Origin of the sequence: Yinghuangia soli (assembly GCF_021502675.1) — a bacterium.
In the GTDB taxonomy this organism is placed as follows: Bacteria; Actinomycetota; Actinomycetes; order Streptomycetales; family Streptomycetaceae; genus Yinghuangia; species Yinghuangia soli.
The window spans coordinates 1-13,942 of sequence record NZ_JAKFHA010000055.1 but is presented as its reverse complement, the minus strand read 5'-3'; the positions used below and the strand labels follow the sequence as shown (position 1 = coordinate 13,942).

Below are 13,942 nucleotides of genomic sequence, written 5' to 3'. Positions count from 1 at the left end.
GCAGACGTCGGCGAACTACCCGCCGGCGGCGCAGGCCTTCGGATCGGACAGCCCCTTCGACAGGCCGAGGAAGAGATCCTTCGCAGCCGATTCCCCGAAGTCCTGGTCGACGAATAGGTTGCCGAGCACACCCGGACCCGAACACACTCCGGTCCCGTGGGCGATATGGCCCCCGATCGTTCCACCTGTCGTGACGGACTGCAGCGGCGTGTACTCCTTGAGCATGCCCGCGGCAAGCGGTCCCGACGAAGTGTCGAACCGGAGGAGCAACGTACCTTCGGGAAGTGCGCGTACATGGCACTCGGCCCAGTTGGCAGTGCGGACTGTCGACACCTGGAGACCCGACTTCACCCTCCAGTCCGGAGAAACCCCCGGCACACCGCACAGGTTCTCGCTGTTTGCAACCGTCTTGGTGTCCACGCTGCCTTGGATTTCGCCGCCGACGAGTCGTTCCCCATTGCAACCCGACTTGTCCAGCAGCGAGTTGGCGAGCTCTACCAAGAGGCTTACCAACTTCGCGGAGTTGTCCGGAGCACCGGGGACCACGTAATCGACTTTCGTCCGACCGGGCGGGGGCTTTTCCTCGGCGCCTCGGTCGCGCGCAGTCACGGTCGCCATCCGCGGGCGCTCGTCCGGCACGCCTGCCTTGCACGAGGGCATGTACGTCCACGCCTGGTGGTCCGACACCAGAATCGCCCCGTTCGGTCCTGCAGCCCGGTACGGACTGCCGACGCCCTGGCCGACATCCAGGTAGGGGGCCTGGGAACTGCTCGCGACGTGTCCGGCATAGAACACGAAGGAGCTTTTGTCCGTCCCGAGCTCCGGGATCCGCAGCGCGCATCGGGCATCCGTCTGCGGATAGCGGACGTCCGCGAACTCCGAATACTTGTAGTCCTCGTCAGGGACCAGCTCGGCAACCCGTCGGCTGTCGACCGACCCCCAGCAGACCCGCTCGGGGAGGCTTGCGGTCGCGTCGCCCTCCCATGGCCGAATCGCGAACACCACGCCGGCAGCAGCAAGAACACCCGCCACTGCCACTGCGGCCACGATCTTCCAGCGCATTGCCACGGCCGTCATCCAGTCTCGTTGTTGGCGTTGTGGTCGCCGACAGCGAAGCCGTCCTGCGCCGTGTTGATGGCAGTGTGCTCGCTGACGCCTGCGTCGGGGTGGGCCCTGGCCCACGCCGCCATGACCTCCTCGCTGTACACCGCGCCGTTCGTGTACACATCGGAGATCTGCGCGGCGGCGTCGGATGACTCTTGAGCATTCGCCAGGTAGTCGCTCACCCAGGCATTCGCGTACGTGGCCCCGAGGGCCACCGGAACACCGATCAACGGGTTCGCGGCAACTGCCGTGGCACCGCCGATGGTCGACGCACTGTCGATGAGAAGGCCTGTCCACATGCCCAGTCGCGAATTGCTGGCTTCGTTGTTCGCCTGCGCCTCTTCGGCCGCCTTCCGGATGTCCTGCGCAATGACGCTGTCCAGGGCGCCGAACGCCTTGGACGAGGACTCCATGACGTTCTCGATCGACCTGGCTTTGACATCGGCGGGGATGTCCTGGCGCGCATTGATCTGGTCGAGCGATGCGTACGTGTATCCCTCCTGGACCTTCTTCAGCGTCTCGATGTCGGCCGGATCCGCTGCGACCTCGCTCAGGACCTTGGTCATGTCGCCCCGGCTGATCTCCGCCAACGGACCGTGCGGCACGGGCACGGTGCCGCCCTTGCCCTCGCCCGCCTGGGTGAGCGCGGCGTTCATCGACTCGGCGTTGCCGGACAGCATCTGGACGACACTGTCGCGCAGCGGTTCGGGTGTCCCGTTCTCGGCGAACGACCTGACCGAGTTGGTGAGGGCGTCGACTCGCTGCTGGGCCAGCTCCGGGCTGCCGGGAGGGCCGGTTGTCGCGGCGACCAGGGCGTTGCCGGCGCTGTCCGCACGCGCGTCGCCGCCGCGCTCCATGATGGCGTCGATGCGCTCCCGGCCCAGGGTGAGGTCGGGATCCTCCTTGGTGCCCTCCTGCTTCGCGCCTTCCGACCGGTCCGCGAAGTAGCTGGTGGCAGCCTCCGGGTTGTTCTTGAACCCGTCCAGCACACTGTTCATCGGGTCGAGGTTGCGGGCCGGGTCGCCCAAGGCCGAGACCGGGTACTTGGGTTGCGGCTCCCGGGTCCAGACGGTCGGATCGCCTTGCTTCTTCTCGAACGCCAGGATGCCGTCCGAGGTCTGCGCCAGGAACGAGCTGTCGAACTTCCCGTTGGCCAGCAGCGGAGCCAGCGACTGGTAGCCGTAGACGGTCGCGGGGTTCTGGCTGCCGCTGTTCGCGGCGTCCTGCGGAGTATGCCGCGGCTTCTCGCCGGCTTCCTTGAACCGCTGCATCCAGCCCGAATCCTTCGCAAGCGTGGGACTGGCGGTGGCGAGCGTCTGACCGAGCAGCGCCTGAGTCTGCTTGAAGTCGTCGACGCGGAGGTCCTTGGGATTCCGCTCCCCGGTCAACGCGGTGCTCATCGCCAGGTTGTAGGACGCGTCCGAGAGCCCCTCGGGGCCGATCCGGGTCAGCAGCGTCGTGGAGAACGGCACATCGGCCGCGTTCTGCGCAAGATAGGCCCGCAACGCGTCGGCTTCGTCCTCGGACAGCGTCGCAGGCTTGTTCATCTTCTCGATGAGCGTCGCGACGCGTGCCGCGTCGGCGTTGCCGTCCGAGCCCAGCGAACCGGCGTTGAAGTCGTTCTTGGGCGCGTCCTTCGTACCTTGCCAGTCGACGTTGGCCAGCAGCGCACCGGCAGCCGCGACATCAGCGTCCACGGCCTTCTGCAGTGCCGCGGTGATGCGGCCTGCGAAGCCGTTCGCGGCGTTCTGGTACGAGGTGTTCTGCGCGTCCGAGTTCGCCGTCCAGGTCAGCCGGCCGTCCGCGGCGAGCGTGAGGCCTTGGCTGTGCGCCTCGTTGGCGATGCGGGTCAGCTCCAGCTTCGCGTCGCTGATCAGCTGCAAGGCCTCGCGCAGGATGGCCGCGTTGGCGGCGGCCTCGATGCGGGCCGCCTCCATCTGGTCGGCGAACACGTTGAGCATGAAGATCGCCTTTTCGGCGTCCTTGCCGGTCCACCCGTAGGTGAGCGGACCGACGACGTCGCGCCGGGCGCGCGCCTGGTCGCCGTCCATGTTGCGGGCCAGGAGCTCCCAGGCCTCGGCGGTCTGGACTATCGGATAGAGGTCGAGCGCGGTCAGTTCCGCGTAGGTCATGGGCACGGCATCCCCCGCCGGTCGAAATGTGCGGACTAGAAGTTCTTGGCCTGGCCGGTGTCCGCCTGCTTCCACGAATTCGCACTGTCGCGGAGCTTGCCGGCCTGCGACTCCATCGTTCCGGTCAGGTGCTTGAGCTTCTCGCCCCAGCGTTCTTGCACGTGCTGCAGCGCTTCGGCAAGTTCGAGGACCCGGTTGACGCGTTCGTCGGCCGTGGCGTTGATCGCGGCCTGGACGTCGCGGCCGACCTCCGCGCGCATGGCGTCCAGAGCGGACGCAGAAGCGCGCAGGGTGTCCGGGGTGACGACGACCTGCCCGCTGCCGCCGCCCGGGTCCAGGGTGGACTGCAGGCGCGTCTCGTAAGGCTGTTGGACGGCGGCAGCCGGCGCGGTTTGGGTCTGGCCTGGCTGTATCAGCCAGGCGTCGAGGATCGGGTCTAGTCCCATGGGTGTGGTCCCCCTGTCGGATGGACGGGCGTGGTCAGTGTGCGAGCCAGGCGGTCTGGACCATCTGGACGCCGCGGCGGCGGGAGATCAGGTTGCCGCGGCCCGGGGGGAGCTGGGTCGGGCGGACGCCGCCGATTAGGGGGCCCTCTTCGCGGTTGCCGGACAGCAGGAGGCCGCCGGTGCCCAGGTCGAGGAGCTTCTGCATGACCGGTTCGTAGAGCGCCCGGCTGGCGCCGCCCGAGCCGCGGGCGATGATCAGGTGCAGGCCGACGTCCCGGGCCAGGGGCAGGTATTCGAGCAGGGGCAGGAGCGGGTTGCCGGTGGACGAGGCGACCAGGTCGTAGTCGTCGACCAGGAAGAAGACGTCCGGTGCCGACCACCAGCTGCGGTTGCGCAGCTGCTCCTGGGTCACCTCGGGGCCCGGGATGCGGCGGCTGAGCGAGTCGCAGACCTGCTCGACCGCGGGGCCGAGCGCGGGGGCCGCGGCGACGTAGTGCAGCAGGTGCGAGTCGGGGACCGCGCCGAGCAGCGAACGCCGGTAGTCGACCGCGATGATGCGGGCCTGCGCCGGGGTGAAGTGTTCGGTGATGCCGCGCGCCACCAGGCGCAGGAAGGCGCTCTTGCCCGACTCGCTTTCGCCGAAGAGCACGAAGCTCGGCTCGGCGGTGAAGTCGAGGAACACCGGCTCCAGCGCGGTCTCGTCGATGCCCACCGGCACCGCCTGCCCGGGCAGGACGTCCGGGCCGGGCAGCTGCTCGTACGGCAGCAGGCGCGGCAGCATGCGGACCTTCGGCGCGGGCGCCCCGGTCCAGGCCGCCTTGGCGCGGGCGATCATGTCCGCCGAGCCGTCCGCCAGGTCGGACGGGTCCGAGGAGCCGTCCAGGCGCGGCAGCGCGGCCAGGAAGTGCAGCCCTTCGGGGGTGAGGCCGCGGCCGGGTGCGTCGGTCGGGACGTTGACCGCGATGCGGCGGTCGACCTCCGACTCCATCGGCTCGCCGAGCCGCAGTTCCAGACGGGTCTGGATCTGGTCCTTGAGCGCGGGCCGCAGTTCGGGCCAGCGGCCCGCGGTGACCACCACGTGCACGCCGTACCCGAGGCCGCGGGTGGCGATCTCGGTGATCGCGGGCTCCAGCGCGTCGAAGTCGTTCTTGACGGTCATCCAGCCGTCGATCACCAGGAACACGTCGCCCCAGGCCTCGCCCGGCAGTTGGCCGTTCGCCCGGCGCTGCCGGTACGTGGCGATCGAGTCGATGCCCTGCGCGCGGAAAAGCTGCTCGCGCCGGTCCACGATGCCGGCCACCTCGCTGACGATGCGGCGCACCATCTCCGCATCGAGCCGGCCTGCGACACCGCCGACGTGCGGCAGTTCGTTGAGCGCCGAGAGGCCGCCGCCGCCGAAGTCCAGGCAGTAGAACTGCGCTTCGGCCGGGGTGTGGGTCAGGGCGAGGGACGCCACCAGGGTGCGGGCCAGGGTGCTCTTGCCGCTGCGCGGACCGCCCACGATGAGCACGTGGCCGGCCGCCCCGGACAGGTCCACGTGCAGCAGGTCGCGGCGCTGCTCGAACGGCTTGTCCACCACGCCGAGCGGTGCGGTCAGCCGCCCGTTGCCGCCCCAGCCGGCCGCCGCCAGGCCGCGGTCCGCGGTGACGCCGACCGGTGCCAGCGAAGCGAAGATCGCGTCCAGGGACGGCGATTCCATGAGCGGCGGCAGCCACACCTGGTGGGCCGGCGGGCCCTGCCCGGCCATCCGCTTGACGATCACGTCGAGCACGGTGTCGGCGAGCGCCGCGTTGACGTTGGGGTCCGGCAGGTCAGGATCGGGCTCCGGCGGCGCGGCACTGGGCTGCGCCGGGATGAACGCGGCCTCCGGCGTCCACGCGTTGGTGAAGGCCACCGGGCGCGGGGCGCCGCCCGGCCGGCTGCTGCTCGTGCTGGAGCTGCGGTACGGGCCGGACACGTACGCGGCCTTGAACCGCGACATCGACTCCGTGTCGAACTTCAGCAGACCCGAACCGGGCACCGGCGGCAGCGTGTACGCGTCCGGCACACCCAGCACCGCGCGCGACTCGGCAGCCGAGAAGGTGCGCAGACCGATGCGGTAGGAGAGGTACGTGTCCAGACCGCGCAGCCGGCCCTCCTCCAGCCGCTGCGAGGCCAGCATCAGGTGCACGCCCAGCGACCGGCCGATCCGTCCGATCTGGATGAACATGTCGATGAAGTCGGGTTTGGCGGTGAGCAGTTCGCTGAACTCATCGATGATGATGACCAGCGACGGCAGCGGCTCCAGCGGTGCCCCCGCGGTGCGGGCCCGCTCGTAGTCGTGGATGTTCGCGTAGTTGCCCGAGGCGCGCAACAGCTCCTGGCGGCGGGTCAGTTCACCGGTGATCGAGTCGCGCATGCGGTCGACCAGCGTCAGGTCGTCGGCCAGGTTGGTGATGACCGCCGCCACGTGCGGCATGTCCGACATCCCGGAGAACGTCGCACCGCCCTTGAAGTCGGCGAGGACGAAGTTGAGGATCTCCGAGCTGTGCGTCATCGCCAGGCCCAGGACCAGCGTGCGCAGCAGCTCGGACTTGCCGGAACCGGTCGCGCCGACGCACAGGCCGTGCGGGCCCATGCCCTCCAGCGCGGATTCCTTGAGGTCCAGGAACACCGGCTCGCCGCTCTCGCCGAGCCCGATCGGCACCCGCAGGCGGTCGTGCGGCGCGCGCGGCCGCCAGGTGCGCGTCACGTCCACCGAGGCGGCGTCGCCGACCCCCATCAGCTCGGTGAAGTCCAGGTTCGCCAGCAGCGGTTCGTCGCCGTCCGCACCCGAGAGCCGGAGCGGTGCGAGCGAGCGCGCCAGCGCCTCGGCGTCCAGCAGGCTCAGGACGTCGGGGTTTCCCTCGTACGCGGTGCCGGATGCCGCCTCGAGGAGCAGCCGCTCCGGCTCCGCGACGATCGCCAGCCCGCCGCGCAGTTCGTCCAGCGGCCCGGCCACCACCTCGATGACCGTGACGCCCTGCAGGCCCTCCGAGCCGGCCAGCACCGAACCGGACGGTATGGTCCCGCCGTCGAGCAGCACCACCAGGTGCGGCTGGTCCAGCACCGGTGCCCCGGTCGGCGCGAACCGCGGCCGGTTCGCCAACTGGTCGGCCAGCAGCCGCTCCACCTCGCCCAGGTCGTCGACCACCATGCGCAGCGGGCCCGCACCGTCCGACTCGGACGGGTGCTGCACGTGCGGCAGCCACTTGACCCAGTCCCAGTGCTGCGCCCGCGAGGAGTGCGCCGCCACCGCGATCACCACGTCGTCGGGGGAGTGCAGGGTCGCCAACTGCCCCAGCATCGCCCGCGCGACGCCGTACACCGTGTCGGAATCACCGGAAACCGTCAGGTGGTAGAAGGACCGCAGCGACACCGCCATCGGCAGGTCGTCCAGCATCGACTGGGTCAGCAGGAAGCGGCGCATCGCCTCCGCGCACAGCGGTTCGAGGTCATCGAGCGGCGCGGTCTGCGGCGCGACCAGGGGAGTGGCCAGCCGCTGCCGCCCGGTGCCGAGCCGCACCTGTGCGAAGTCGGCGTCGCCTGCCCGGCGTTCCCACAGCCGCCGGCCGCCCGCGACGACCGACCACAGTTGGTCCGGGGCCGGGTGCGTCCACAGCTGCGCGCTGCGCTGGCGGCGTGCCGTGCGGCGCACCTTGCCGCGCTGCTGGTCCAGGTATTTGAGGTAGTCGCGCCGCGCGTTCAGCATCGCCGGGGCGTTGCCCTTGCGCATGCGCACGATGTTGGCGATCACCATGCCGAGCGACGAGATCATCATCATCCCGCCCATCACGAACATCATCTTGTTCGCGCCGGGCATGAACAGGAACCCCGCGGAGCCGAGCATGGTCATCATCGGCAACAGGCTGTTCATCCAGCCTTGTTCCTCAGGGCGTTCCAGCTCCGGCGGGCTCTCCAGGACCATTTCGTCCGAAGGCACCGCGGGCGGGAAAACCCGTGGCGGTCGCTTGACGATGACCACGGTCATGCGAAATCAGCCCCATCCACACACGAGTTCGGTACGCCGGGCAGGCCGGCGCGCTCGGATCCGAATCCGGACACGGAGGAAGGACTGGGACCAACCCACCCCGTCAGGGTCGTCTCCAACTGCCAGTCCCCGCAGCCCTGGACGGGCCGGCGGAGCCAGGCGAAGGCCGATACTACTGGTCGGCGCCCGGACCGCCACAGGATCGAGGGCCCGAACCTGCGGCCACACCGGGCGGTCCGGGGCGAAATGCCGCACTGCAGGAGCGCGCAGCCTTCTGATGGTCCGTTAGAGTGCCTCAGCCGGTCCGGGCGGCTGCGCCTGCCCGACCGGCGAAACCATCCACGCCGGGAGCCAACGGGGAGCGCCGCGTGAGTACAGCAGTCGGCACGGTCGGGACCGCGGGAACCACCGCAGCGTCCGCCGTCACCATCGCCACCGGCCTGGTCCGGGTCACCCTCGTCGCGCCCGACTGCCGGGTCGACGTGGCACTGCCGGAAGAGGTGCCGCTCGCCGATCTCTACCCGGAGATCCTGCGGCTGTCCGGCCAGACCCAGGCGGACGGCGCACCCACCGGGTTCCACTTGATGCGCGTGGACGGCAGCGTCCTGGACAGCTCGCGCCCGCTGGGGCAGCAGGCCGTGCACGACGGCGCGCTGCTGCGCTTCACCCCGCTCGCCGACGCGCTGCCCGACCCGGTCTACGACGACGTGGTCGACTCGGTGGCCTCGTCGGTGACCGCCGACCACCGCCTGTGGTCGCCTGAACTCCTGCGTACCGCAAGCCTTTCGGGTGCCGCGATCTTCCTCATCCTGGCGCCGTTCGCGCTGTGGTGGACGGCGCTGCCGCACTCCGCGACCGGCGTCGTCGCCGGCGCGGTCGCGGTCGTGCTCGCCGCGGTGGCCGGTGTCCGCGCCCGGGTCTACGACGACGCCGGCGCCGCCGCGGCGCTCGGCCTCGGCGCGCTGCCCAACGCCTTCTATGCGGGCCTGGGCATCATCGAGCCGGAGACCGGTGAAGGCCTCGGCCGCGTGCAGTTCCTCTCCGCATGCGCCGCGGCGATGGTGGTCGCCACGTTGATCGCGGTCCTGGTGCCGGCCCGCAACGCGGCGTACGTGGCCGGCGCGGGTGCCGGCGCGGCCGGCATGCTCACCGCGCTCGGCCTGATCGCCGCGGACGCCGACCCCGTCGACGCGGCCGCCGTCTCCGGCGTGGTCGGCCTCGCCCTGCTGGCCTTCCTGCCGTCCTGGTCGGTCCGGCTGGCCCGGCTGCCGATCGGCTTCCTGCCCCCGGACGCCCCCGCCGCGGCCCGCGCCACCGCCGACGACCCCGTCGACCACGCCGCCCTCGCGGCCCGCGCCCGGGCCGGCCACCAGATGCTCACCGGCCTGGTCGCCGCCTGCGCGCTGGTGGTCGCGGCGTCCTGCATCGTGCTCGGCTACAACACCTCGATGTGGGCCCGGATCCTCACCGCCGCGCTCGGCATCGCCCTGCTCACCCGGGCCCGGCTCTTCCGGCACACCGCGCAGGTCACCGTGCTGCTCGCGGCCGGCGCGCTGGCCCTGGTCTTCCTCGGCGCCGGCGCCACGCTGCACACCGGCTTCGGGGACACCGAGCGGCAGACCTGGATCTTCGGACTCCTCGCCTTCTTCGGCGCGGTCCTGGGCCTCATCGCGGTCACCGTGCCGGCCCGCGGCCTCTCCCCCTTCTGGGGCCGCTGCATGGACATCCTGGAAGGCATGCTGATGACCGCGGTCATCCCCATCTGCCTCGCGGTCCTCGGCGTCTACAGCACGCTGCGGAACATCACCGGCTGAGATCGTCACCCGCGGGCTGCTAGTGTGGTGTCCACCGGACCTTTGTGCCCGGTGTGTGTGCTGCCCTCCTCGCCCCCTCGGGAGCAGGCCGGGCCGCGCACAGTGAGTCACCGAAGTTCCCCCGTGAAGCAGACCGGGGGCACTCACTCTCTTACCGAATGGAGCACGCAGTGTCGCTCGACGCCGCAACGAAGAAGCAGATCATGACGGAGTACGCCACGAAGGACGGCGACACCGGCTCCCCCGAGGTCCAGATCGCGATGCTGTCCCGCCGCATCAACGACCTGACCGAGCACCTCAAGCAGCACAAGCACGACCACCACAGCCGCCGTGGCCTGCTGCTGCTGGTCGGCCAGCGCCGCCGCCTGCTGAAGTACCTGGCCAAGGTCGACATCGAGCGCTACCGCTCGCTGATCGCGCGCCTGGGCATCCGCGCCGGTTCGACGGGCGTCCGCTAAACAGCACCGTGAAGGAGCGGCTTTCCTGAAGCCGCTCCTTCGCCGTATTCCGGACACAGTTTTTGTAGGCTGTGACGCAGCGGCGCTGCGTGTGACGCGGCGCCACCGCGGTACGACCGCAGTACGGCAGAGCAGTGCCCGCGATACCTGTAATACCCGCAGTACCTGCAGTACCGAAGACCAACGAAGAGTTTCCACCAGCACGACCACCGGGAGTGCCGCCGCGCGGCACAGGCGTCGGCCCAAGGCGCCGGTCCTCGGTAGTGGCCCCCGGGTGGCCGTCCCGAAGCGGACGGACCCGACCCGGTGGCTTCGATCGAAGACCGGCCCGGCCGAGCCTGACCCGTCGCGTACGCCGCGGACTCCCTTGATGCGACGAGGAGGGTGCCCCGTGGAGGGTACCGATGTGACTTTCGCCGAAGCCGTCATCGACAATGGCAGCTTCGGCACCCGCACCATCCGCTTCGAGACGGGCCGCCTGGCCCGTCAGGCCGCCGGCTCCGCCGTGGCCTACCTGGACGACGACACCATGGTGCTGTCGGCCACCACCGCTTCGAAGCGTCCGAAGGACCAGCTCGACTTCTTCCCCCTGACGGTGGACGTCGAAGAGCGCATGTACGCGGCCGGCAAGATCCCCGGCTCGTTCTTCCGCCGTGAGGGCCGGCCGTCCGAGGACGCCGTCCTGACCTGCCGCCTGATCGACCGCCCGTTGCGCCCGTCCTTCAAGAAGGGCCTGCGCAACGAGATCCAGATCGTCGCGACGGTCATGGCGCTCAACCCGGACCACCTGTACGACGTCGTCGCGATCAACGCGGCCTCGATGTCGACGCAGCTGGCCGGCCTGCCGTTCTCCGGCCCGATCGGCGGCGTCCGCGTCGCGCTGATCGACGGCCAGTGGGTGGCGTTCCCGACGCACTCCGAGCTGGAGCGCGCGGTCTTCGACATGGTCGTCGCGGGCCGCACCCTGCCGGACGGCGACGTCGCGATCATGATGGTCGAGGCCGAGGCCACCACCTCCACGATCGAGCTGGTCAAGGGCGGCGCCACCGCCCCGACCGAGGAGATCGTCGCGGAGGGTCTGGAGGCCGCCAAGCCGCACATCAAGATCCTGTGCGCCGCGCAGCTCCAGGTCGCCGAGAAGGCCGCCAAGGAGACCGCCGAGTACCCGGTCTTCCTGGAGTACCAGGACGACGTGTTCGAGGCCCTCTCCGCCGCCGTCGCGTCCGAGATGTCGGCCGCGCTCACCATCGCCGGCAAGCAGGCCCGCGAGACCGAGCTCGACCGCATCAAGGAGATCGCCGCCGAGAAGCTGCTCCCGCAGTTCGAAGGCCGCGAGAAGGAGATCGGCGGCGCGTTCCGCTCGCTCACCAAGAAGCTGGTCCGCCAGCGCGTGCTGCGCGACAAGGTCCGCATCGACGGCCGCGGCCTGACCGACATCCGCACCCTCGCGGCCGAGGTCGAGGTCATCCCGCGCGTCCACGGTTCGGCGCTGTTCGAGCGCGGCGAGACCCAGATCCTGGGTGTCACCACGCTCAACATGCTCCGCATGGAGCAGATGATCGACACGCTGAACCCCGAGACGCGCAAGCGCTACATGCACAACTACAACTTCCCGCCGTACTCGGTCGGCGAGACCGGCCGCGTGGGCTCGCCCAAGCGCCGCGAGATCGGCCACGGCGCGCTGGCCGAGCGCGCCCTGCTGCCGGTGCTGCCGACCCGCGAGGAGTTCCCCTACGCGATCCGCCAGGTGTCCGAGGCGCTCGGCTCCAACGGCTCGACCTCGATGGGCTCGGTCTGCGCGTCCACGATGTCGCTGCTCAACGCCGGTGTGCCGCTCAAGGCGCCGGTCGCGGGCATCGCGATGGGCCTCATCTCCGACGAGGTCGACGGCAAGACCGAGTACGTGACGCTGACCGACATCCTCGGTGCCGAGGACGCGTACGGCGACATGGACTTCAAGGTGGCCGGCACCAAGGAGTTCGTCACCGCGCTCCAGCTCGACACCAAGCTCGACGGCATCCCGGCCTCCGTGCTGGCCGCCGCGCTCAAGCAGGCCAAGGACGCCCGCCTGCACATCCTCGACGTGATGAACGAGGCGATCGACGTCCCGGACGAGATGTCCGAGTTCGCGCCGCGCATCATCACGGTGAAGATCCCGGTGGAGAAGATCGGCGAGGTCATCGGCCCGAAGGGCAAGATGATCAACCAGATCCAGGACGACACCGGCGCCGACATCACCATCGAGGACGACGGCACGATCTACATCGGCGCGGTCAACGGCACCTCGGCCGAGGCTGCCCGCAACGTGATCAACCAGATCGCCAACCCGACGATGCCCGAGGTCGGCGAGCGCTACCTGGGCACGGTCGTCAAGACCACGACCTTCGGCGCGTTCGTCTCGCTCATGCCCGGCAAGGACGGCCTGCTGCACGTCTCGCAGCTGCGCAAGATGGCCGGCGGCAAGCGCGTCGAGAACGTCGAGGACGTCGTCAAGGTCGGCGACAAGGTCCAGGTCGAGATCGCCGAGATCGACCAGCGCGGCAAGCTCTCGCTGATCCCCGTCGTCGAGGGCGACGAGGACGCGGCGGCCGGGGACGACTCCGCCAAGTGACCAAGACGGTAGCCACGAGCCCGGTCGCTGCGTACGCGCAGCGGCCGGGCTCTACCAAGACCATCCTCAAGGGCACCGACGGCGGCATAGTCCGCCGCACCGTGCTGCCCGGCGGGCTGCGGGTCATCACCGAGGCGATGCCCGGCGTCCGCTCGGCCACCTTCGGCATCTGGGTCGGGGTCGGCTCGCGCGACGAGACGCCCGCACTGGCCGGTGCCACGCACTACCTCGAGCACCTGCTCTTCAAGGGCACCGCCAAGCGCGACGCCCTGGAGATCTCGGCCGCGCTGGACGCGGTCGGCGGCGAGATGAACGCGTTCACCGCCAAGGAGTACACGTGCTACTACGCACGCGTGCTCGACACGGACCTGCCGCTGGCCATCGACGTGGTCTCCGACATGGTCACCGCCTCGCTCATCCGCAGCGAGGACGTGGACAGCGAACGCGGCGTCATCCTCGAAGAGATCGCCATGAACGAGGACGACCCGGGCGACCTCGTGCACGAGCTCTTCTCCGAGGCGCTGCTCGGCGACGTCCCGCTGGGCCGCCCTGTGCTCGGCACCGTCGACTCGATCAACGCGCTCACCCGCGCCCAGATCGCCGGCTACTACCGGCGCCGCTACCGGCCGCCGAACATGGTGGTCACCGCGGCCGGCAACGTCGACCACGCCAAGGTCGTCCGGCTGGTCAAGAAGGCCTTCGGAGGCGTCCCCGTCGACGCCGACGCGGACCCCGCCGCCCCGCGAGGCGGTGCCAAGGCCATCCGCGGCGGCGGCACCGTGCGCATCCTGGAGCGCCCCACCGAGCAGGCCCACCTGGTCCTCGGCATGCCCGGCGTGTCCCGCTCCGACGAGCGGCGCTTCGCCCTCGCGGTGCTCAACGCCGCCCTCGGCGGCGGCATGAGCTCGCGCCTCTTCCAAGAGGTCCGCGAGAAGCGCGGCCTGGCGTACTCGGTGTACTCGTACACCTCCGGCTACGCCGACCTGGGCATGTTCGGCATCTACGCCGGCTGCCTGCCCGGCAAGGTCCACGAGGTGCTGCGGATCTGCCGCGAAGAGCTGGCCAAGGTCGCCGCGGACGGCATCACCGATGAGGAACTCCAGCGCGCCATCGGCCAGTTGCACGGCTCGCTGGTGCTCGGCCTGGAGGACTCCGGCTCGCGCATGAGCCGCATCGGCAAGAGCGAGCTCGTCTACGGCGAGCACCTCTCCGTCGACGACCAGCTGGCCATCATCGGCGCGGTCACCGCCGAGCAGGTCCGGGAGGTGGCGAAGGACATCCTCGGACAACGTCCTACGCTGGCCCTGGTCGGACCGTTCCCCGACCCCGGCGCGTTCGCCGGGGCGGTGGCCTGACCCCTCGTGGGGG

General features: G+C 70.2%; 8 protein-coding genes. 4 read left to right on the top strand and 4 right to left on the bottom strand.

Going from position 1 to position 13,942, the window contains the following annotated elements; translation table 11 throughout:
- Positions 1-15: 15 nt before the first annotated feature.
- The 4 genes from LZ495_RS41475 to eccCa are packed head-to-tail and all read right to left on the bottom strand — an operon-like array spanning position 16 to position 7,691.
- Positions 16-1,077, bottom strand: a complete 1,062-nt coding sequence (locus tag LZ495_RS41475) for a hypothetical protein (protein ID WP_235058425.1) — start codon at positions 1,075-1,077, stop codon at positions 16-18.
- The gene (locus tag LZ495_RS41470) at positions 1,074-3,236 is read right to left on the bottom strand and encodes a hypothetical protein (RefSeq protein ID WP_235058424.1); all 2,163 of its coding nucleotides are present in this window, start codon (positions 3,234-3,236) and stop codon (positions 1,074-1,076) included. Before LZ495_RS41470 ends, LZ495_RS41475 begins: the two co-directional genes overlap by 4 nt.
- 35 nt (positions 3,237-3,271) lie before the next feature.
- Complete coding sequence (locus LZ495_RS41465) at positions 3,272-3,682, bottom strand: hypothetical protein (protein ID WP_235058423.1); 411 nt, start codon at positions 3,680-3,682, stop codon at positions 3,272-3,274.
- Positions 3,683-3,716: 34 nt separating this feature from the next.
- Complete coding sequence (gene eccCa / locus LZ495_RS41460; RefSeq protein WP_235058422.1) at positions 3,717-7,691, bottom strand: type VII secretion protein EccCa; 3,975 nt, start codon at positions 7,689-7,691, stop codon at positions 3,717-3,719.
- 368 nt (positions 7,692-8,059) lie between these two features.
- On the opposite strand from eccCa, the gene eccD reads away from it, so the two are divergent.
- The 4 genes from eccD (at position 8,060) to LZ495_RS41440 (ending at position 13,929) form a co-directional block, all read left to right on the top strand.
- Entirely contained in the window at positions 8,060-9,505 is a 1,446-nt protein-coding gene (gene eccD / locus LZ495_RS41455; RefSeq protein ID WP_235058421.1) for a type VII secretion integral membrane protein EccD, read from the top strand.
- Positions 9,506-9,675: 170 nt separating this feature from the next.
- Positions 9,676-9,963: a 30S ribosomal protein S15 gene (rpsO, locus tag LZ495_RS41450; protein WP_235058440.1), complete on the top strand. Its 288-nt coding sequence runs from the start codon at positions 9,676-9,678 to the stop codon at positions 9,961-9,963.
- A gap of 391 nt (positions 9,964-10,354) precedes the next feature.
- Positions 10,355-12,574, top strand: coding sequence for a polyribonucleotide nucleotidyltransferase (locus LZ495_RS41445; RefSeq protein ID WP_235058420.1), 2,220 nt, complete (start codon positions 10,355-10,357; stop codon positions 12,572-12,574).
- Positions 12,571-13,929, top strand: coding sequence for a M16 family metallopeptidase (locus LZ495_RS41440; protein ID WP_235058419.1), 1,359 nt, complete (start codon positions 12,571-12,573; stop codon positions 13,927-13,929). Before LZ495_RS41445 ends, LZ495_RS41440 begins: the two co-directional genes overlap by 4 nt.
- The last annotated feature ends 13 nt before the right edge of the window (positions 13,930-13,942 follow it).